This is a genomic window from Ruegeria sp. BC5, assembly GCF_056539205.1.
The window spans coordinates 117466-138084 of the sequence record NZ_JBQFUN010000002.1 but is presented as its reverse complement, the minus strand read 5'-3'; the positions used below and the strand labels follow the sequence as shown (position 1 = coordinate 138084).

General features: G+C 58.2%; 19 protein-coding genes. 9 read left to right on the top strand and 10 right to left on the bottom strand.

Features of this window, described 5'->3' with window-relative positions; all coding sequences use genetic code 11:
* Window positions 1-137: 137 nt before the first annotated feature.
* Window positions 138-1121, bottom strand: coding sequence for a LacI family DNA-binding transcriptional regulator (locus ACR0LY_RS08780; protein ID WP_170349968.1), 984 nt, complete (start codon window positions 1119-1121; stop codon window positions 138-140).
* 152 nt (window positions 1122-1273) lie between these two features.
* Here ACR0LY_RS08780 and ACR0LY_RS08775 point away from each other — a divergent pair, with 152 nt between their 5' ends.
* From ACR0LY_RS08775 to ACR0LY_RS08760, 4 genes are all read left to right on the top strand, one after another.
* The gene (locus ACR0LY_RS08775) at window positions 1274-3595 is read left to right on the top strand and encodes a DUF1989 domain-containing protein (protein WP_170349967.1); all 2322 of its coding nucleotides are present in this window, start codon (window positions 1274-1276) and stop codon (window positions 3593-3595) included.
* A 35-nt stretch (window positions 3596-3630) separates the two neighbouring features.
* Window positions 3631-4599, top strand: a complete 969-nt coding sequence (locus ACR0LY_RS08770; protein ID WP_170349966.1) for an ABC transporter substrate-binding protein — start codon at window positions 3631-3633, stop codon at window positions 4597-4599.
* A gap of 63 nt (window positions 4600-4662) precedes the next feature.
* Entirely contained in the window at window positions 4663-5712 is a 1050-nt protein-coding gene (locus tag ACR0LY_RS08765) for a quaternary amine ABC transporter ATP-binding protein (protein ID WP_170349965.1), read from the top strand.
* Between the two features lie 10 nt (window positions 5713-5722).
* Window positions 5723-7240 carry an ABC transporter permease gene (locus ACR0LY_RS08760; RefSeq protein WP_170349964.1) on the top strand — a complete coding sequence of 506 codons (1518 nt, stop codon included), beginning with the start codon at window positions 5723-5725 and terminating at the stop codon, window positions 7238-7240.
* Window positions 7241-7299: 59 nt separating this feature from the next.
* On the opposite strand, the gene ACR0LY_RS08755 is transcribed toward ACR0LY_RS08760, so the two are convergent.
* The 5 genes from ACR0LY_RS08755 to ACR0LY_RS08735 form a co-directional block, all read right to left on the bottom strand.
* Window positions 7300-7821, bottom strand: coding sequence for a hypothetical protein (locus tag ACR0LY_RS08755; protein WP_480567115.1), 522 nt, complete (start codon window positions 7819-7821; stop codon window positions 7300-7302).
* 147 nt (window positions 7822-7968) lie between these two features.
* Complete coding sequence (locus tag ACR0LY_RS08750; RefSeq protein WP_170349963.1) at window positions 7969-8532, bottom strand: TetR/AcrR family transcriptional regulator; 564 nt, start codon at window positions 8530-8532, stop codon at window positions 7969-7971.
* 116 nt (window positions 8533-8648) lie between these two features.
* On the bottom strand, window positions 8649-9317 hold the full coding sequence (locus ACR0LY_RS08745; RefSeq protein WP_170349962.1) for a cupin domain-containing protein: 669 nt from the start codon (window positions 9315-9317) through the stop codon (window positions 8649-8651).
* Window positions 9318-9355: 38 nt separating this feature from the next.
* Window positions 9356-9976, bottom strand: a complete 621-nt coding sequence (locus ACR0LY_RS08740; RefSeq protein ID WP_170349961.1) for a glutathione S-transferase family protein — start codon at window positions 9974-9976, stop codon at window positions 9356-9358.
* 120 nt (window positions 9977-10096) lie between these two features.
* Window positions 10097-10984: a LysR family transcriptional regulator gene (locus ACR0LY_RS08735; protein ID WP_170349960.1), complete on the bottom strand. Its 888-nt coding sequence runs from the start codon at window positions 10982-10984 to the stop codon at window positions 10097-10099.
* Window positions 10985-11110: 126 nt separating this feature from the next.
* Between ACR0LY_RS08735 and ACR0LY_RS08730 the strand changes: the two genes are divergently transcribed.
* From ACR0LY_RS08730 to trhA, 5 genes are all read left to right on the top strand, one after another.
* Window positions 11111-11734, top strand: a complete 624-nt coding sequence (locus ACR0LY_RS08730) for a glutathione S-transferase family protein (protein WP_170349959.1) — start codon at window positions 11111-11113, stop codon at window positions 11732-11734.
* A gap of 64 nt (window positions 11735-11798) precedes the next feature.
* Window positions 11799-13856 carry an FAD-binding oxidoreductase gene (locus tag ACR0LY_RS08725; RefSeq protein ID WP_170349958.1) on the top strand — a complete coding sequence of 686 codons (2058 nt, stop codon included), beginning with the start codon at window positions 11799-11801 and terminating at the stop codon, window positions 13854-13856.
* Window positions 13857-13935: 79 nt separating this feature from the next.
* Window positions 13936-15015: a cysteine synthase A gene (gene cysK / locus ACR0LY_RS08720; protein ID WP_170349957.1), complete on the top strand. Its 1080-nt coding sequence runs from the start codon at window positions 13936-13938 to the stop codon at window positions 15013-15015.
* Between the two features lie 69 nt (window positions 15016-15084).
* A complete protein-coding gene (locus ACR0LY_RS08715; protein ID WP_254440211.1) occupies window positions 15085-17433 on the top strand; it encodes a fatty acid cis/trans isomerase in 2349 nt (782 codons plus the stop codon).
* 37 nt (window positions 17434-17470) lie between these two features.
* Window positions 17471-18139: a PAQR family membrane homeostasis protein TrhA gene (gene trhA / locus ACR0LY_RS08710; RefSeq protein ID WP_170349956.1), complete on the top strand. Its 669-nt coding sequence runs from the start codon at window positions 17471-17473 to the stop codon at window positions 18137-18139.
* Window positions 18140-18151: 12 nt separating this feature from the next.
* Here the strand turns inward: trhA and tolA are convergent, their stop codons facing one another.
* Genes tolA through ACR0LY_RS08690 form a run of 4 tightly spaced genes read right to left on the bottom strand, consistent with a single transcriptional unit; the run spans window position 18152 to window position 20564 of the window.
* Window positions 18152-18970, bottom strand: a complete 819-nt coding sequence (gene tolA / locus ACR0LY_RS08705; protein ID WP_170349955.1) for a cell envelope integrity protein TolA — start codon at window positions 18968-18970, stop codon at window positions 18152-18154.
* Entirely contained in the window at window positions 18967-19350 is a 384-nt protein-coding gene (locus ACR0LY_RS08700) for an ExbD/TolR family protein (protein ID WP_170349954.1), read from the bottom strand. The genes tolA and ACR0LY_RS08700 overlap by 4 nt, the downstream gene beginning before the upstream one ends.
* Window positions 19351-19354: 4 nt before the next feature.
* Complete coding sequence (locus ACR0LY_RS08695; protein ID WP_170349953.1) at window positions 19355-19726, bottom strand: ExbD/TolR family protein; 372 nt, start codon at window positions 19724-19726, stop codon at window positions 19355-19357.
* A gap of 4 nt (window positions 19727-19730) precedes the next feature.
* Window positions 19731-20564: a MotA/TolQ/ExbB proton channel family protein gene (locus ACR0LY_RS08690; protein WP_170349952.1), complete on the bottom strand. Its 834-nt coding sequence runs from the start codon at window positions 20562-20564 to the stop codon at window positions 19731-19733.
* Window positions 20565-20619 lie beyond the last annotated feature (55 nt).

Sequence of the window (20619 nt, the reverse complement as noted above, 5' to 3'; positions counted from 1 at the left end):
TATGTGGTGCGCAAAATGACATATTTTTGCGCACCAATTGGGTCGACCGTTTGACACCATAGGACGCTGGGATTCCACGTAATGTGCCAACGGTTATGAGGATCATGCCGTACCTGTATGAAACGGGAACTTGGTTTTCAGGACGTCAAATGGGACGGGTTCGGAATGGCTGACCGCCGTTCGATCAGCTGACCGTCAAGCCGTTCGGCACTGGGTCTTTCTTGATCCGAAATCCAGCGTGCGAGGGCAACGGCGGCTTTCTCGCCCATTTGAGACACCGGCAAATGCACTGTGGTGATGGCAGGCACTGCGACAGCAGAACTGGGCAGATCGTCGACCCCAACCAGAGAGATATCGTCGGGCACGCGGACATCCTCGGCCTGAAGACCGAACAAAACCCCCAAGGCAACGACATCTGACAGGCACAAAATGGCGTCCGGTTTTTGAGCCTGTCCGCAGATGAGTTTGGCACTTTCCGCGCCGCCACGATGGCTGATCTGGGTCTCGTAGCAGGTTAGCTTTCCGTCCCAGGGCAGGTCCTGCAGCCCGGAAAGTCGTGCGCGTGTTCGGTCATTATCATGCACCGGGCCGTGTACGACAGCTATGTGGCGATGCCCAAGGTCGGCAAGATGCTGAAGGGCAAGCTGAGCCACCGCTTCGTTGTCATACCCGATGGTCGGCAGAGGGTTTGTTGCGTCATAAAAGGATGTGATGATCGTCGGCAGCATCGTCCGATCGATCAAGTCGTGCAGTGCGTCGCTGTGGGTGGCACCTGTGATAATCAGACCTTCGGCTCCGATATCAACAAGGCTTTGCGCTTTCTCGGCTTCGATTTCGAGGTCCGAGTTCGTTGTCGCAACGACAAGGGACAATTGGTGTTCGGACAGCTCACGCTCTAGCGCGGCAAGGAACCGGGCAAAGATCGCGTTGTCCAGCGTTGGCACCAAAGCTCCGACAAATCGGGTGCGGCCGGAATTGATCGCCCGTGCGGCGGCGCTGGGTACGAATTTCAACGCGTCAATGGCAGCCTGGACTTTCTCAAGCGTGTCTTTCTTCACCACGCCTGGTTCATTGAGAACCCGAGACACCGTTGCGACCGATACACCCGCCGCTTTGGCCACGTCTCTGAGATTTGCGCGTTTTTTGGGTTCAGGGCTTCTTGGCTTCACCGTTTTCTGGGTCCGTTTCTGCGGTCGTATAAGAAAGTGTTGACATATGTAACTAGTTTCAGCAACCTCTGTAACTAGTTACATTTTGGCTATCTGGCTGCACCATGCACGGATCTTCAGTCTTACATACGTTCGCGAATACGGGGTTTAACGGCCTTGGCCGGCGGTTTCCGGGCTTTCCGAAAATCTCAGATGCGCGTACGCATATCCTGGCCCCGCGCGAGGCGTTGCAACTGAAAATGTCCGCTGGGGATTTGCTGTCGATAGAAGGGGTTGGCCCGGCGCAACCTCTGGATTTGACGGCATTTGACGAGGTTGGGCAACCAATGTTGGCAACCTTGGGGCTTACTGCAAACGGACAGATCGCAGCGGGCGACTTTGATAGTGCCCGATTTTCAGGATGGATTGCTGCGCAAGGCGGGGGGGAACCGGTTCCCGGACACAGGTTGGATCAAGTGACCGATCCGGTGATTCTGCGCGCCGACACGTCCGTTACGGTCTGGGTGATCCGTCCCATTGAGCGTTCGGGGTTGATCGAAGGTGCAGGGGCCGGATGCGTTACGGTTCAACACAAATCATCCGCTGCGCAAGACCCGCACCTGCCACCTTTGCTGGGTGATACACGGGATGAATTCACCGTACCGCGGGGCAGGGCAGTTGCCTATGAACTGAAGGCAGGAGAATTTGTTCAGATCATCGACGTCGAAGGCCAGCAGTGTTCAGATTTCATGGCGCTGCGCGCTGATGGGTTGGATTGTGGTGACGAATGGATGATCGACTCGACCGCCACCCGCTCGATGGTGCGTCGTGCATTCCCGGGGCCCGGGTTGCTGGACAAATTTTTTGATCGCGAGATGCGTCCGCTGTTGAATGTCATACAGGATACCTGCGGGCGGCATGACACTTTCGGTCTGGCTTGCACCGCACGCGGGTATGAGGAGCGGGGGTTTCCCGGTCATCTGAATTGTTCCGACAACATGTCGAATGCCTTGGCCCCGTATGGCGTCGCACGGCGTGCGGCCTGGCCGGCCATCAATTTCTTTTGGAACACATGGATCGACCCGGCGACCCATCACATCCAGACCGAAGAATCCCATTCTCGTCCTGGGGACTATGTCGCGATGCGCGCGATCGAGGATCTGGTCTGTGTCTCGACCGCCTGCCCGGATGACATTGATCCGATTAATGGTTGGAATCCGACAGATGTGCATGTGCGCATCTATCGCCCCGAAACACCGATCCGCCGCGCGGTGGCCTATCGCGAAAAGGAAGATGCCCCGATGTCGATCAGTCAGGAATCCGCGTTTCACGACCGGCTCGCTCCGCTGACCCAGCATTTCGCGCCGGCGCGCGATCTGTGGGCGCCGGTCAGCTATCCCGCCCACGGCACGCTGGGAGAATATTGGGCCTGCCGTCAGGCGGTGACGGTTCAGGATATGAGCGGGCTGCGCAAATTCGACATTATCGGCCCGGATGCCGAGGCGTTGTTGCAGCTGGCGACCACGCGAAACGTGGCCAAGTTGCCGGTGTGGCGTGGGTCTTACACTTTGATGTGTGACGAAAGCGGGGCCGTTATTGATGACGGCACCTTGTTCCGCCTTGCGCCCGAGATTTTTCGCTGGTGCTGTGGCTCGGAAGAAAGCGGGCGCGTGTTGCAGACGCTGGCGGATGAACGCGGTTTGCAGGTGCGCGTGCATGCATTGCGCGGTGCGATGCCGAACCTGGCAATCCAGGGTCCGAAATCGCGCGACCTGTTGCGCAAGATCGCCTTTACGCAACCTCATGTGCCCGGGCTGGATCACCTGAAATGGTTTGGCGTCACCGTCGCCCGTCTGCGCGATCGCGAGGGCGCGCCATTCATGCTGTCGCGCTCAGGCTATACCGGAGAACTGGGGTATGAGGTCTTCTGCTCTAAATCCGATGCAGTCGCAATCTGGGACGCGGTGATGGAAGCGGGTGAGGAATTCGGGATCACGCCAATGGGTTCGGCCGCGCTGGACGTTATCCGGATCGAGGCCGGTCTGGCCGCCGCCAACGCCGAATTCGAGCCGGGTGTCGATGCGTTCGAAGCGGGGTTGGGTTTTGCCGTCGACCTGATCAAATCCGACTTTACCGGCAAGGCTGCGCTGGAACGCAATGCGCGCGAACCGCGCCGGGTACTCAAGGGGCTGCTGATTGGCTGCGATGATGTACCCGCCCACGGTGCCCCTGTCTTCGCAGGTGAGCGGCAGGTGGGTGTGGTCACTTCGGCCACCCGCTCACCGATGTTGGAACACGCCATCGCGATGGCGCGGCTTTCGGTCGAACACGCGGAAAATGGCACCGAACTTGAGATCGGACAGCTTGATGGGCGGATGAAGCGCCTGTGTGCCACCGTCTCGGACATTCCATTCATAGATCCGCAACGCAAGCGGGCGCGCGCCTGATGGCGCATGCAACTCAACGCAACGGGAGAAGACATATGAGGAAACTAACATTCACGGCAACCTTGACCATGATCTTGGGCGCAACAACGGCAATGGCGCAGGAGAAGGTCATGGTGGGTGAACCCAGCTGGCCCGGTGCCAAAATCATGAGCCGGGTAATCGGTCAGGTCATCGAAACCCGTTTGGGCGGCGAAGTCGGATATGCTCCTGGAGCCAACGCGGTGATCTTTGCCGCCATGGATGGCGGGCGCGGCGATATCGACGTACACCCGGACGTCTGGTTGCCAAACCAGTCTTCGTTCACCGATGAGTACGTTGATCAGAAGGGTACTGTTGGACTGTCTTCGGGCAGCTACGAAGGCCGCGCCGGGATTTGCGTGCCAAACTACATGGTCGAAGATCACAACATCAAATCCATCTACGATCTGGCCACCCCAATGGCGCAGGAGCTGTTCGATTCAGACGGTGACGGGCTGGGCGAGGTCTGGGTCGGCGCGTCCGGCTGGGCGTCGACCAACACGTTCAAGGTGCGGGTACGGGACTACGGCATCGAAACCTTCCTGACACCCACCACCGAAGACGAAACCGTGTTTTATTCGCGTCTGAAGGATCAGATCGACCAGCAGAAAGGGGCCGCGTTTTACTGCTATGCGCCGCATTATGTGCACGCCCTCTATGACGTAACCATTCTGGAAGAGCCCGAGCATGACGCGGCCACCTACAAGATGGTGCAGCCGGATCAGGATGCCGACTGGTACAACAAATCCCATGTCAGCACCGGCGAGCCGGTTAAAACCGTGACCGTGGCGCATTCCAAGTCTTTGGAACAGCGCAATCCGGCGGCTGCCTCTTTTCTGGCCAATATCGACATGGACGCAGCCCAGCTTAGCGGATTGACCTACGAGGTCGTGGTCAAGGGCCGCGAGATTGACGAGGTCGTGGCCGAATGGATCGCCGGGAATGGCGATACCGTCGATGGTTGGCTTGGTCTGAAAACAAACTAAAGCCGTCGCGCCCCCGGTGTTTCGGGGGCGCCCTGTAACACTCTCAACAGCGGTGGGGTCAGTATGACAGCGGATATCGCAATTGACGCTAAAGGCGTGTGGAAAGTATTCGGCGCGCGCTCGCAGGAGGCTTTGAAAGCCATCCACAGCGAAGGGCTGAGCAAGGCCGAAGTGCTGGACCGCTTCAACTGCGTTGTTGGCGTGGCCGATGCCAGTTTCGAAATTGAGCGTGGGGAGCTGTTCTGTGTCATGGGCCTGTCTGGTTCGGGCAAATCGACCCTCGTGCGCCATGTAAACCGACTGCTCGAGCCAACGGATGGTCATATCTATCTGGATGGCGATGACGTGATGGGCCTGAATGACGAAGGATTGCGCGATTTACGCAACCGGCGTGTTGCCATGGTGTTCCAAAACTTCGGCCTGATGCCGCACCGCACCGTGCGTGACAACGTGGCGATGCCGTTGGAAATACGTGGCACCGGCAAAGCCCGCCGCTGGGAAGAGGCGGACCGGGTGTTGGAGCTGGTCGAACTGAACGGATGGGAAGACAAATACGCCCATGAGCTTTCGGGTGGCATGCAGCAGCGCGTGGGCCTTGCCCGCGCCATTGCAGCCGATCCGGAAATCCTGTTGATGGATGAGCCATTCTCGGCCCTCGATCCGCTGATCCGCAAGCAGTTGCAAGATCAGTTCATGGACCTCAGTCACAAGCTGAATAAAACGACGATGTTTATCACCCACGATCTGGACGAGGCCATTCGCATCGGCCACCGCATCGCGATTATGAAAGACGGGCGTATCGTGCAGATTGGTACGCCGGAAGAGATTATCCTCAACCCCGCCGACGACTATGTTGCCGATTTCGTTGCCGGTATATCCAAGCTCAACATGATCTTCGCCCATTCGGTGATGAAACCGGTGGACGAATTCGAGGCCCATCATGGCGAGGTGCCGGAGGATGCAAAGGAAGCGCATCCCGAGATGGATTTGTCCGATCTGATGAACCTTTGCGTCGACGGCCACGGTGTCGTCGCGGTCACGCAGGATGGCAACACGGTCGGGGTGATCAACCGCGCGGGTCTGATCCGCGCCATTCAGGACAGCCAGGCATAAGGGGACCGATATGAAACATGTTGATGTGCAACAGATCCAACCGGAAACCGCTGATCGGCTGAACGGGCTGATCGCCGATTTCGTGGGGCAGGGGCAGGAATACTACCAAAAAACCTTTGCCTATATGATGCAGGCGCCCGGTTATCGGTTCACGCTGAACAAGGCCGCAGCAATCCTGGGGCCGATCTGGTTTGGCGCGCGTGGGTTGTGGTCGTGGTTTCTGGGCTTTCTGGTGCTGGAAACACTGGCCTATATCCAGATCGGGCTGGGGCTGTTCGGTGACCTTGGTCGCGAGTTCCGTGAACGCGCAGCCCAGATCGAACAGACGCTGGAACTGCGCCGCCAACAGATTGCCGCTGCCGAACAATCTGGCTCCGCCACGTTGGAGTCGTTGAAACGTGCGGCGGAATCGCTTGAGGGCGCGTTGGTCGGGGCCCAAGAGGCCGCGCGCAGTGCGGATTCCACCGGTGTCGCTTATCTGATGGTTGGAATTGTGCTGTTGCTGGCGGTTAAGTTTCTGGCAGCGTCGCTGGCCAACTGGACGCTTGAGGGTCAGTTTGCGCGCTGGCGCTCGGACACAAGTGTCGCAAATGGCTGGTCGACCCCCCGGATGGTTGTGGCCGCGGCATTGACGGGCATTGTCGTTGTGCTGTCGATGATCAAATTTGCGCAGCCTGACGCTTTGGCGGTGCTGAAGACCTTCCCGACCAATCGCGACTGGCGGCTGAATGTGGGCGACGGGGTGCAGGCGGTTTTTGAATGGACCAAGACTGCCGGGCGCGGCTTCTTTGACGGCCTGACCTATGGCATGCGCACCCTGCTGGACTGGATTGAGGTGGTGCTTGTTGATACGCCCTGGCCGGTGGTGGCTCTGGTGATCATCATGCTGGCCTACCTGTCCGCCGGTGCGCGCGTGGCAATCTTTACCGGCGCGGCGCTGGCCTATCTTGGGCTTTTGGATTTCTGGGAAAAGGCGATGACCACGATTGCCTTGCTGGGTGCAGCGGCGTTGATTTCGATCACGCTGGGCATCCCGCTGGGTATTTATTGCGCCCGCCGCCCACGTGCCTTTGCCATCGTGCGGCCCATTCTGGATTTCATGCAGTCGATGCCATCCTTTGTCTACCTGATTCCCGTGGTGGCTTTCATCGGGTCAGGCAAACCAGCAGGCGTCGTGGCCACGATGATTTTCGGTAGTCCCCCGGTGATCCGCTTCACCGTTCTGGGTTTGCAGCAGGTGCCGGAAACGGTGCGCGAGGCTGCGCTCGCCTTTGGGGCCACGCCGCGGTACCTGCTGTGGCGAGTGGATCTGCCGCTGGCTCATAAGACCATCATGGCAGGCGTCAATCAGACCATTCTGATGTCGCTGGCTATGGTGGTTGTTGCCTCACTGATTGGCGCCAAGGGTCTGGGGGAAGACGTGCTGGAAGCGTTACAGTATGCGGCGGCAGGACAGGGTATTCTGGCCGGGCTGGCAATCCTGTTCTGTGCGCTGATCCTGGATCGGATCGTGGCCGGTAAGAAGTAGAGATCTACCGCGATTCAAAGCTGTCTGGCCGGGGGCTGCCCCCGGCCAACGCATCCCGGTTACGACCAGCGTTCGATCAGGCGAATGGCCCAGACCAGCACGATGCCATAGATCACATGCCCGACTAGCGCGACCCATGTGATACCGGTGAAATTCAAGAAGAACGGCAAACCGGCGATGGTCGTGATACCGCCAATGGCAAATACCCAAAGCCCAAAACCGTAGACTGCTGATCCCACAAAGATGTGGCGGCCTTTGAACAGCGTCGCCCAAACCGGGTTGAAGACGTAGAGCCAGCCAATCGGATAACCGATCAGGCCAACCAGATAGAAGTGAACGAAATACCCGGCGAAATCGCCATTGGGCAGGCCCAGTGTTCCGAGCAGGCTGCGCGCAAGCCCGTGCGGAGACAAACTGGCAAACCCCAATGACGGGCTGATCAGCTGCCCCCACAGGTCAAACGCATTGGACGCGAAGAAACCTGAAATGAACATCATACCCAAAAGCGGGATGTTGAATCGTGGGAACAGACCCGTCGAAGAATGCGCAGTTTCTGACATCGCCATGGGATGACCTTTCATGCCGGTTGCGTTGCTTTGTGCCTTTAAAATTGTGAACCGGCGGCTGAATTCAACGAATTGAAAGAGCTTTCACGCACAGGTGACAAAGCGAAGAATATTGAAACAAACCTGTGGGGATGGCCAGCTATCTGCGGCGTGCGGCTCGCCTCAGCAGCGGGATTTCAAAACGTCCACGACCGCATCAAAGGCCTGTACATCTTGTTCGGCGCGGGCGGTTAAAAGCGCCCCTTCCAACACGGCCAAGGTGGCGCGGGCCTCGGCCGCTGGATTTGTCACGCCTGTGATTGACTTGTCTTGCAGGCCCAGTTCAAAGATCTCTTCGATCTGCTTGATCACCATGGCGCGGAAGGCTTTGATCTTTTCAATCACCTCGTCTGACAGGCTTTCAAGGCTGCTGATCAGCGAAACGCACAGGCACAGGGTTTTGCCATCGTTGAGTGCATTTCGGTACAGCCCGATCAAGGCCAGCAATCGTTGCGACGCGGTGTCATGGGCGGCCTCGGCTTTGCGGCATTCGGCCTCAAAGGTCGAGTGGTAGCGATCCATCAAAGCAGCCGACAGGGCGGCCTTGGTGGGAAAGTGATAATGGATCGAAGCCTTGCGAATACCCACCGCATCAGCCAGATCGGCATAGCTGAACCCATCGAACCCGCGCGCGCGGGCGGCATGTTCGGCAACATCCAGCAAGGCGGTTTTGGTATCGGTCGCCATCTGTGTTCAATCCCTTTCCGAGCTATTCAAAGGCAGCGGTGTTCCCCCTGCCTTTGACACCCTCAAAGCAGTACCGGCCCGGCCCCTAAAATGCCAGAGGGATCGCGTTTCACGTGCTAGACCGCCGGAGCCTTGGCAAAGGGCAAATGCCCGGTTTTCATCCAGACTTTTGCGCCATGGGAACCCGCGGTGGCTGAAAGGGCCTGGCCTTCGGGCAGGCGCAACCAGCCATCTTTGGTCAGGTCATCACCGCCGGTGGTGATGGACCCGTCAATGACCAAAAGTTCGATGCCGCCAGCGGCGTCAGAGTTGAGAACCGCGCCCGGATCAAGGTGGCTGTAGGTGACGATCTCACGGTCATCCTTGTGCAGCGTGGCGGTTGACACGCCATTTACCGGGGCGGCCAGTTCATCCGCCATGGTCTTGCGGAACTGGGTGCGGTCGTCCAGATCGAACTGCCATAGCTTGACGAAGATGGTGCAACCGGGTTCCGATCCGGGCGTATGCTCCGAGGTTGGCGGATTGCGCACATAGGTTCCTGCGGGGAAGTCACCGTGTTCGTCCTGAAATACACCATCGAGTACGATGAACTCTTCACCGCCAGTGTGAGTATGAGCCGAAAACTTGCTGCCCGGCGCGTACCGCACGATGGTGGTGGCTCGGGCAACTTCGCCGCCGATCCGGTCCAGCATGCGCCGGTCCACACCCTTCATGGGCGAGGCCTGCCACTCAAGCTGATCAGAGTGAACGACGACGCGGGATGAGAAATCCGAGTTGAGTTCCATTGATAGTATTCCTTTCGACTTCAGTGGCAGAGGCTGGTTCAGGCCGCGATGGACGGGCGCGCCGCCATTTTTGCACGCCATGCCTTTAGATGGGTCAGGTTTTCCGGGATGTCGACCTTGGCGAAGTCGGCAAAAGCCAATCCGGCGAAGGCCGTGATGTCTGCCACCGAGAAAGTGTCGCCAGCAAGATATTCATTCTCGGCCAGAACTGAATCCAGATAAGCCATGGTTTGCCCGGCCACCTCTTTCTGTTTCAAGCCCCATTCAGCACATTGATAGGTTTCAAGATCCGGTCCAAGGCCGGGGGTCGCGTGATGGAAATATGTGCCGACCGCGTTCAGCAGACCGTTTTCCGCCCGCAGGTTCATCATCGAGATTTGCGCGCGTTCCTTAGCTGTTTCCCCAGTCAGCGATGGGCCGTCGAATGTCGCATCAATATATTCGGTGATCGCGTTGCACTGCGCGATATGTGTGCCATCGGGCAGCTCCAGGCAGGGAACTGCGGCGTCAGGGTTTTTAGCTTTGAATTCAGGGGTGCGGTGCTCACCGCCCATCACGTCCACCGGAATGAACTCAACTTTGTCAGATGCGCCCTTTTCAGCCAAGGCGATGCGGATGCGGGTTGGGTTTGGAAACCCTTCGATATCATGGATTTTCATAGGTGCGATTCCTTTGGAAGTAATATCAATGAGAGCCTACCTATCAGAAGGTAGTTATTTTTGCAACCATGATTCAGCCCCCACATCTTGCGGTTAGAAATATTCGAAGGCGTTGGGGCTCTAAGCCCCGCGTAACTGTTTCACCAGAAAGTCGATTAACGCTCGAATCCGAGCGGTCAGGTGGCGGTTTTGCGGATAGGCTGCGTAGAGTCCGAGCGATATTGCCTCTTGTGCTTCAAACAGCAATTGCAGACGGCCCGTGTCCAAAAAGGGCTGTGCCGTGTACAATGGAATCCGGCCAATCCCCAGCCCGTCCGCTGCCATATGCGCCACAGCGCGAGGGGAATTTGCGCGAAAGTTTCCGGATACAGAAACCACGTATTCCCTGTCCGATCCCTTGAAAGCCCAATTGTCGATCATATTGCCGGTGGTCTGTAGTAGACAGTTGTGGGTGGATAAGGCGGCGGGCTCTTGCGGCGTCCCATGTTGCGCCAGATATTCGGGCGACACACAGCAGACAATACGCATGTCCGTCAGCTTGCGCGCCACAAGGTTGGAATCCTTCAGTGCGCCAAAGCGAATGGCAAGGTCATACCCTTCTTCGACCATCGAGACGTGATGGTCAGACAGGTGCAATTCGATCGTGACTTTCGGATGCTCGGTTTGGAACGGTTTCAGCAAATGTATCAGTTCGGCCGAGCCAAACCCGGTTGGCGCGGTGATCCGTATACGCCCCGCCAATTCGGTCTGGCGTTTCTGGACCAGCCCTTCCAATTCATCAAACTGGTCCAGCAGTGAAACGCAACGCTCGTAATAGGACCGTCCGGTATCGGTCAGGGTGACGCTGCGGGTGGTGCGGTTGAACAATTGCGCGTTCAGGCGGTCCTCAAGCTGACCGACATATTTGCTGGCCAGCTTGGTGCTGATGCCGATCTGTTTTGCGCCTTCGGTAAACGAAGAATGTGCCGCCACCGCCGCAAAGGTGCGCATGCCTTGGATCGTGTCCATTATCTACACTGCGTTCATAGTAATTCTCTGAATGCGTATATTATCGCCTCTGATAAAGCAATCTAAGTTTGGCGCATAGATGCTGACCCTCAGCCGAACCCCTTCAATCAGAGAAAGAGCTTTCAAATGTCCAACGCAATCCGAATTCACAGCTTCCCCCTGTCCGGCCATGCCCATCGTGCCGTCCTGTTTGCCAGCATTGCCGGTATTAATCATGACGTCATCGATGTGGATTTGGCTGGTGGTGAGCATAAGCGCGAGCCGTTTTTGGCGATGAACCCAGCGGGGCAGGTACCGGTGCTTGAAGATGGTGATGTGGTCATCACCGACAGCAACGCCATTCTGGTCTATCTGGCGCGCAAATATGCACCGTCCTATCTGCCTGCGGACCCAGTGCATGAGGCCGAAGTGCAGAAGTTTCTGACCCTCGCAGCTGGTGAGATCGCCTTTGGCCCTGCCGCTGCGCGTTTGATCAATGTTTTCAATGCGCCCTTGAACAAGGACTTTACCCACGCCACCGCGGCAAAGGTTCTTGCCAAGCTGGATGCGCATCTTGAAGGCCGCGAGTGGCTGGTTGGGGATGCCCCAACAATCGCGGATGTCGCCATCTACAGCTACACCGCGCATGCGCCTGAAGGTGACGTTTCGCTTGAACCTTACGCAAACGTGCGCCGCCTTCTGGCCAATGTCGAGGCGCTGGACGGCTTTGTCCCGATGCCTCGCACCGCGGTTGGTCTGAACGCGGCCTGATCCACCCCTTGGCCAGCTGCGCATTTGTGGCTGGTCAACCCGCCCCTGACATATGAGGTCTGCCATGAACGCCCCGACCGCATCAGATACATCGCCTTTCCACGCAGGTGAACGGGATATGCAATCCCGCATCGGCAAACGGGAAAAGATGGAGGCTGTTGGCCGGAACTACATCCGCCCCTACATGCCCGATCAGCATCGAGAGTTCTTGGGCAAGCTGCCTTTTCTTGTAGTGGGCAGCGTCGATCCTGATGGTTGGCCCTGGGCGTCGATGATCTCGGGTCGGCCGGGGTTTATCCATTCACCGCATGACCGTCGGCTTGATGTTGACGTCCAGCCTCTGCCAGACGACCCGGTGCGAACGGCGCTGAAGCCCGGCGCGCCCATCGGTGTCGTCGGGGTCGAACTTTCCACGCGGCGCCGCAACCGTATGAATGCCACCGTTGGGCGGGTCGAAAATGGCGGTTTCTCTCTGGATGTGGTGCAGTCATTCGGGAATTGTCCGCAGTACATCCAGACCCATGATGTTACCTTTGTCCGAGAGCCGGACGCCAACGTCGCCCGCTCTGTCGATCGGCTATTTGAGCTGGACCCAAGAGCCCGGGACATGATCGCGACGGCCAATTCGTTTTATGTCGCCAGCCACGCCAACACCCCCGACCATACGGGCGTTGACGTTTCACATCGTGGCGGGCGGTCGGGGTTTGTGCGGGTTGAGGGCAACAGCCTGTTGGTTCCTGATTTTGCAGGCAATAATTTCTTCAACACGCTGGGCAACTTCCTCGTAAATCCGAGGGCGGGCCTAGTATTTCCGGATTATCAGACCGGCGATGTGCTGATGCTGACTGGGACGGTTGAGGTGCTGTCAGAAGACCATCCCGATATCGCGGGCTTCCATGGTGCAAGCCGGGGTTGGTGGTTTCATCTGGATCACGGCCTACGCCTTCATGACGCGCTGCCCTTCCGAGCTGAATTTCTGGAGTTTTCGCCCAACAGTCTGATGGCGGATGACTGGCAAACAGCCGAGGCCAGGCGAGAGGCTGAAGCACTGCGCCGTCAGTGGCGAACCCTGCGGGTGGCTGCTGTTCAGGATGAAAGCGACGTGATCCGGTCATTCATCTTCGAGGCCACGGATGACCTGCCTCTGTTGCCGTTTGAAGCAGGTCAGTTTCTGACACTTCGCACTAGCCCCGATGGCACGGCGCCGGCAACGCGGACCTACACGGTATCCTCAGCGCCCGGCGATGCCGGGTATCGGATTTCCGTCAAGCGCGAACCGGGTGGCGTGATGTCAAACCATTTGCACGAAACACTGTCGGTCGGTGATCTGGTCGAGGTCAAAGCCCCGAAAGGTCAGTTCTTTCTGGATGCGTCTGAAACCCGGCCTGCTGTGCTGTTTGCGGGCGGGGTCGGTATCACACCGATGATGTCGATGACCCGCCACGTGATGCACGAAGGCGCGCGAACCCGCCACACGCGCAACCTGACCATTTTTCACGCCGCGCAAACCGTGGGACAGCGGGCTTTTCACAGTGACCTGCAACAGGCTGCGGCCGAGGGCGGCGGAAAGATCCGTTATGTCTCGGTTGTCTCACAGCCCGAAGAAGGCACCCGCGTGGGGGTGGATTTTGACGCAAAAGGCTACATCACGCCCGAACTGATCCAAGATACGCTGCCTCTGGATGACTACGACTTCTTTCTTTGTGGCCCGGCCCCTTTCATGCAAGCGATCTATGACATGCTGCGCGGTCTCGGCGTGCGGAATGACCGTATTTATGCCGAAGCCTTTGGCCCTGCCGCATTGGCGCGGCGCGTCGACGAGAACGCCGTCGCGTTCCAGCCCGAACCTGAGGCCGAGGCCGCCAATGTGGAATTCAAAGCCAGCAATCAAAAGGTGCAATGGGCGCAAGGCGACCCGACCTTACTGGAGGTGGCCGAGGCGCAGGGATTGACACCAACCTTTTCCTGCCGTTCAGGATCATGCGGCAGCTGTCTAACCCGCAAGATTGCCGGTCAAGTTGCCTATCGCACCGAACCATCAGCTGAACATTCAGAAGACGAGGTGCTGATCTGTTGTGCCGTGCCCGCCAAGGGGTCGGACACGGTTGTGCTGGATATCTGAGGTGAAAGGTTTTCGGGACATTGTCCTAAGCGCCGGGTAAACAGGTCTGATGAAACGCGCGACCATGTAAGGAAACCCAATGACTGATGCCAAACTTAGAACCACATCGGGCAATGGCCGGATCTTTGACAGTGTACTCGACACGATCGGAAACACCCCCACGATCCGCATCAACAATCTGGGACCCGAAGCCGTCAACCTGTTCGTTAAATTCGAGGCGTTCAACCCCGCCGGATCGGTCAAGGATCGTCTTGCCGTCAATATCATCGAAGCCGCAGAACGCAGCGGTGCCCTGAAACCTGGCCAGACGGTTGTCGAGGCCACCAGTGGTAATACGGGCATCGGTCTTGCGATGGTCTGCGCGCAAAAGGGTTATCCGCTGGTTGTGACTATGGCCGAAAGCTTCTCGACTGAACGTCGTCGCTTGATGCGAATGCTGGGTGCAAAGGTTGTTCTGACGCCAAAGGCGGAAAAAGGCTTTGGCATGTACCGCAAGGCAGTCGAACTGGCCGAGGAACACGGCTGGTTTCTGGCGCGTCAGTTCGAAACTCAGGCCAATGCTGAGATCCACGCCGCAACAACCGCGCGGGAAATACTGGGTGACTTCAATGGCGACAGGTTGGACTATTTCGTGACAGGCTATGGCACCGGTGGCACGGTTACTGGGGTGTCGCGGGTTTTGCGCGCTGAAAGTCCTGAGACCAAAATCATCCTGACCGAACCGGCCAACGCGCAGTTGGTGAGCAGCGGCATCGCGACCGAACGTGGCAAGGATAGCGATCCAGTTTCAAGCCACCCCGCGTTCGAACCGCATGTCATTCAGGGCTGGACGCCAGACTTTATTCCCGCAGTTTTGCAGGAATCCATCGACAACCGCTATTTTGATGAGCTGATCCCGGTGGCTGGTCCGACAGGGGTTGAATGGGCGCAGAAGTTGGCCAGCCAAGAGGGTATCCTGACCGGCATATCCGGCGGCGCGACCTTTGCCGTCGCAATGCAGATTGCTGAACAGGCCGAGCCCGGCGCGTCGGTCCTGTGCATGCTGCCTGACACGGGTGAGCGGTATCTGAGTACACCCCTGTTCGACGGGTTCCCGGTTGAGATGACAGAAGAAGAGACTGCGATCTCACGCTCGACACCCGGATATCACACCGGCTGACGATCAAGCGATTCTTGCCTAATACCCCCTGTAACTGCAATGATATCGGCAAGTTACGGGGGAGCGCAGATGCGAAAACGTCTATTGCTGCTGAAAATCGCAATCGCGATGACTGTGGTCAGCATTGGTCTTTTTACCATGGATGCCCGGGCCCAGGGAACGACCAGCCCCGCTGCGCAGGGTCAAAGCTTGGCTGATGTGAAATCGATCATGGACCGTCGCTGTGTCGTCTGCCACAGCTGCTATGACGCACCCTGTCAGTTGAAGCTCACCTCGCCCGCAGGCGTTCAGCGCGGGGCAAGCAAACAGGCCGTTTATCATACCGAGCGTTTGACCGATGCCCAGCCCACGCGGCTGGGGATTGATGCGCAAACGGTCCCCGAATGGCGGGCGCTGGGATTTCACACGGTAACCCGTGATCCAAATGATGCCGAAGCTCCGGGCCTGCTGGAACGGTATCTTGAGCTGGGGCGACAGAATCCGATGCCGATTAACGCGCCACTTCCGAGCGAGCTTGGTCTGGCGCTTGATCGCCCTCTGGTCTGTCCGACATCCGGTGAATTTGATCAGTTCAGCCGCGATCATGCGCTTGCGGGCATGCCCTATGGCACAGCGCCACTGGCGGATGCCGAATTTCAGGTCCTCATGACCTGGGCGCGCAGCGGCGCAGCGCTGCCACCTGTTGCAACCGAAATTCCCTCAGAGATTCAGGACCAGATCACGCAGTGGGAGGCATTCCTGAACTCAAACGACATGCGCAGCCAGTTGATGAGCCGGTATCTGTACGAACACCTGTTTCTGGCCCGCCTCCATTTTCAGGGCGACGATGCGCGGCGGTTCTTCCAACTTGTCCGCTCGACCACAGCGCCGGGTGAAGCCATAGACATTATCGCCACGCGGCGGCCATTCGATGATCCGGGGGCGGGTGCGTTCTACTATCGTTTGCAGCAAGTCACCGAAACGATCGTCCACAAGGAACATCTGGTCTATTCGATGGGACCAGATCGCATGGCTCGCTATCGACAATTGTTTTTGGACCCCGATTGGACACTCACTGAGCTACCCCCCTATGGCGATGCCGAGGGCGGCAATCCATTCAGCACCTATATGCAGATGCCCGCCAAAAGCCGCTATCAGTTCCTGTTGGATGATGCGCTGTTTTTTGTCCGCAGCTTCATACGCGGCCCTGTCTGTCACGGAGCGACCGCAGTTGATGTGATCGAAGACCGGTTCTGGGTCAGCTTCCTTGACCCGGAAGCGGATTTGTCAGTTACCGACCCCAGCTTTCTGCAAGACGGGGCCATCTATCTGGAGTTGCCCGTGTCAGAGGCCGACGCCAGTGCATTGGGCGCGTTGCCGGGGTTTTCGCACAAGAACCAGGTTCGGTATCTCGAGTTTCGGGACGCACGGTACAAGAAGGCCCCGATATACGAAACCGGGTTTGACTATGGCTCGATCTGGGACGGCGACGGCTCTAACCCCAACGCTCTGATCACCGTGTTCCGTCACTTCGACAACGCCTCGGCCATGACCGGATTTCACGGCGGCATTCCCGAAACCGCGTGGGTTCTGGATTTCCCGGTGTTCGAACGTATCTACTATGACCTTGTCGCGGGCTATGATGTTTTCGGCCGGGTCGAGCATCAGCTGACCACGCGGCTTTATATGAACGAGCTGCGGATGGAGAGTGAGGATACGTTCCTGTTTTTCATGCCACGGGATGTCAGGTCGCAGATGCATCAAGGCTGGTATCAGGGCGTGTTGGCCGAATGGCTTACCTATTGGCACCGTCGCCACGTTGATGGACATTTCCCCACCGGCATCACCTTTGCAACCACCACTCCTAAGCAAGAGTTCCTCTTGACCTTGCTGGAACGTGGCAACGGCCTGTGGCCCACCACCGACCCGATCAACCGATGTGTGGACGGTGATTGCCCCTCGGATCAGTCAGGCATTTTGCTGCGCGATCTGGCGGATCAGATCGGAGATTGGGTGAAATATCTGCCCGACCTGTCCGTTCTTGTGGTCGAGCAAGATGGCGGCGGGGCAGAGTTGTTCACCCTGGCCCATGACAAGGCGCATTCCAACGTCGCCTTTCTGTTTGAAGAAAAGGCGCGCCGACTCCCGGCCGAGGACAAGGTGACAATTCTTCCGGGTCTGATCGGCAGTTATCCGAACTTTTATTTCCATGTCCGGCAGAACCAGGTGGCCCCCTTCATAACCGCGTTGAAATCCGTCAGATCGCAAAGCGATTACATGGCCCTGGTGGCAGAATACGGCGTGCGCCGGACAAGCCCCGAATTCTGGGCGCTCAGCGATCGGATTTACGAGATGTTCCTGGATCAGAAGCCAATACAGGCAGGGGTGTTTGACCTGAACAGGTACAAAGACCCCAAGGCAGGGGATGATCCGACCTAAACTTGTCGGGTTGCGATCCGGCCCCTAGATTTGAGACATGTGGTCTTTTGCAGATATCCGGCCGGCCTATACCCGGGCCGAACGTATCAGCGATGGGGTTGTACACGTATTGGGCGTGGCCGCGGCCCTTGTTGCCGTGCCAGTTCTGATCACGATCACCGCCCAGCACCGCTCCGAGCCCGAGGCGGTACTGGGAGTTTCGATCTATGGCGTGACGCTGGTGTTGATGCTGACGTTTTCCGCCCTCTACAACATGGTCGACAATGACAGATGGTCCGATCTACTGCGCCGGCTGGATCATTCGGGTATCTACGTCAAGATCGCTGGCACCTACACGCCGTTCGTTTTGCTTTCGGGCGGGCAGGCATGGGGGCTTTTGATTGGCTTATGGTCGTCGGCGACGCTGGGATCAACATTGAAGCTGATCGATCCAAACCGGTTTCGGTGGTTTGGTCTGGGCCTGTATCTGATGATGGGATGGGCCATCATTTGGGCCGGACAATCCATGCTGACCGAGCTGTCGCCGACAATAGTGTGGCTGATGATGGCGGGCGGTGTCGTTTATACCGTCGGCGTTGCATTCTATCTTTCGGAACACCTGCCGTTTCACAACACCATCTGGCACGTGTTTGTCCTGACCGGCAGCGCGCTGTTTTTCATCGCGATTTCGGTTCGAATTCTGTTGGAACCACATCCGTTTTCCTGACGGTGGCGCCGGTTAACGGGGCTCAAACCTGATCGGTACAGAAAAGCGAAAGCTATCGCCCTGTAACCCCTTGGGTGCTTTCGGTACGCGCTTTGTACGGGCCACAGCGCTAAGCGCGGCCTGATCCAGTGCCGAATTGCCCGAGGATTTCAGCAGTTTATGCGACAACAGACGCCCATCGCGCGAAACGGTCAGGGTGATCGTGGCGCTGCCACCATCCGTGCGGCGCAACGATTGCTTGTTGCGCTCGATGCGGGCGCGAACTTTTGCACCCCAAAACACCTTGAGCTTTGCTTGCTTTCCAGAGGACCCAGCGTTCACTTCCGCCGATCCCGCCCCGGCCTGCGATCCGTCACCTGAACCTGCGGCAACCTGTTTGTTGACACCTGCGGCGGTTACCTTGGCTTTTCGACCGTCCTGCGCGGGCGTCTTGTCTGGCTGTTGAGATTCACGCTCGGCCCTTTCCGTCGGCGCGACAACTGGTGGCGGCAGTGCCGTGTCCACCTGCGGCAGCTTCTCCGGTTCTGGCGGGGCAAGTGCGATTGTCATTTGAGCCATTGGGGCCTGATCGATTTTTAAGATTGGCCCGGCGGGGACGGCCGGGGTTTGCGGCACTTGCACGGTCGGCGTCTGCCGGGTGGGCGTGATGGGCGCAGCCTCCCACGTTTTGACCATCTCGGCCACCGAGGGGGCGGCAGCTTTTATCGTTGCCAGATCCGCACCACCAACACCGCCCGCAACAACACCAGACTTTGGCTGGCTGGCAAAGGCGGCGAGATGCAAGGCGGCGGCCAGAGCAACAAAAACAAAGGCTTCAACCCAGCGTTTCATTTTCGGGCCACCACAAGCTCGACCCGGTTCAGCCCCGCATGTGCAAGACCACGCAGCAGCCCCGACATCACTTTGGCCTCAAGCAGCGCATCGGCGCGAACCTGGACGACGCTGTTGGTTTCGCTAATCGTTGCCAAGGCGACCAGCGCCGCGTTTCCTTCCTCCCCTTCGAAGGACATACGGCCAGTTTTGTCGACATAAAGCACCCGCTTAACCTTGGGGTCGGTGTCGGATGTCGATTTTGGCGGGGTAACTTCGAACGGCTCGGGTTTGATCAGGTTCGCCGTCATCAGGAAAAAGATCAGCAGTAGAAACACGACATTGATCATCGGCAGGATGGATGCAGGGCGCGGTTTGCCGGATGGGTCCGAGAAATTCATCGCGCTATTCCACCAAAACGACCGAAATAAACCCGGCGTCACGCAGGATCTCGGTGACGGTCACGATCCGTTGCAATGTCGCGCCATCCCTGCCGCGCAAGATCACCAAATCCGTGGGGACCTGCATCAGTGGTGCAAGATCACGGGCTATATCCGCGCTGGCGATGCCGTTCAGCAACTCTTGGTCGGGCAGGACGTCAATCAGGCGCGGCGGTCCGCTATATTCGTGGCCCGCAGAGGCCAGCGGCAGCGGCAAGATGGACTCGATGCCGAAGCGGGACGCCAACATGAAGAACACCAAAAGCAGGAACACCACGTCGATCATCGGCGTGAGGTTGGGCTTGCGTCTGGGTTTTGCAATTGGGGCGAATTGCATCAGATCACTCGGCAGCCAGTTTCAGATTGCCCGGCTTGCCTGATACGAAAATACGGGTTGCGCCGTCTTCCAAATCGCGGCGGATGCGGTCGATTACGGCCTCGAACCACGTCAGCGCGGCCGAGGCTGGGATGGCCACGGCCATACCTGCTGCGGTGGTCAGAAGCGCCTCCCAGATGCCGCCAGCCAATAGGGAGGGATCGGCGCGGTTGCCTGACTGTTGCAGCGCCTGAAACGCTGCAATCATGCCCAGAACTGTGCCCAACAGACCCAACAGAGGTGCGATCGTTGCGATCAGCTCTAGTGCTCGAAGGCCGGTACCGGCGTCGGCAATCTCGCGTTTGGCCACGCGCGAAACCTCTTCGCGGGCGCGGTCTTCGGGTAGGGTGCGAATGGACCGGATGGCATGGCTCATCACCTTGGATCGAATTCCCCGGCGGCCATAGAGCGTCGTAGCAGCGGCATCGGGCTCCCCAGTCTCGAACAAATCCACGGCCTGACCGGCCTTGCCTCTCGACCATGCCCCGATCAGGGCCAGCCGCCAAATCTTCCACAGGATCAGGGCAACGGTGACCACAGACAGTGCCGCGATGGCCCAGATCGATGGTCCGCCTTTGCGCAGAAACTCGGCCGCCTGGACCGAGGCATCCTGCGCGGTTTCCACACCTGTGCTGTGCCCAGGCACGGGCTCGTTGGGTTCAGCCGAAACTGGTTGCGCTGGTCCAATCTGGTCGCCTGACACCAGAACCTCTGGCGCTGGGGGTGTCAGGGTGTCTTGCGCGGCGAGGGCAACCGGTACCATCGCAAGGGCCATAAACAGGATCAATCGGGATATCATAAGGTTCTCCTGTGTGCAGGGCCAACCGGGTTACCCCGTGGCCCCGCTGTTCTTC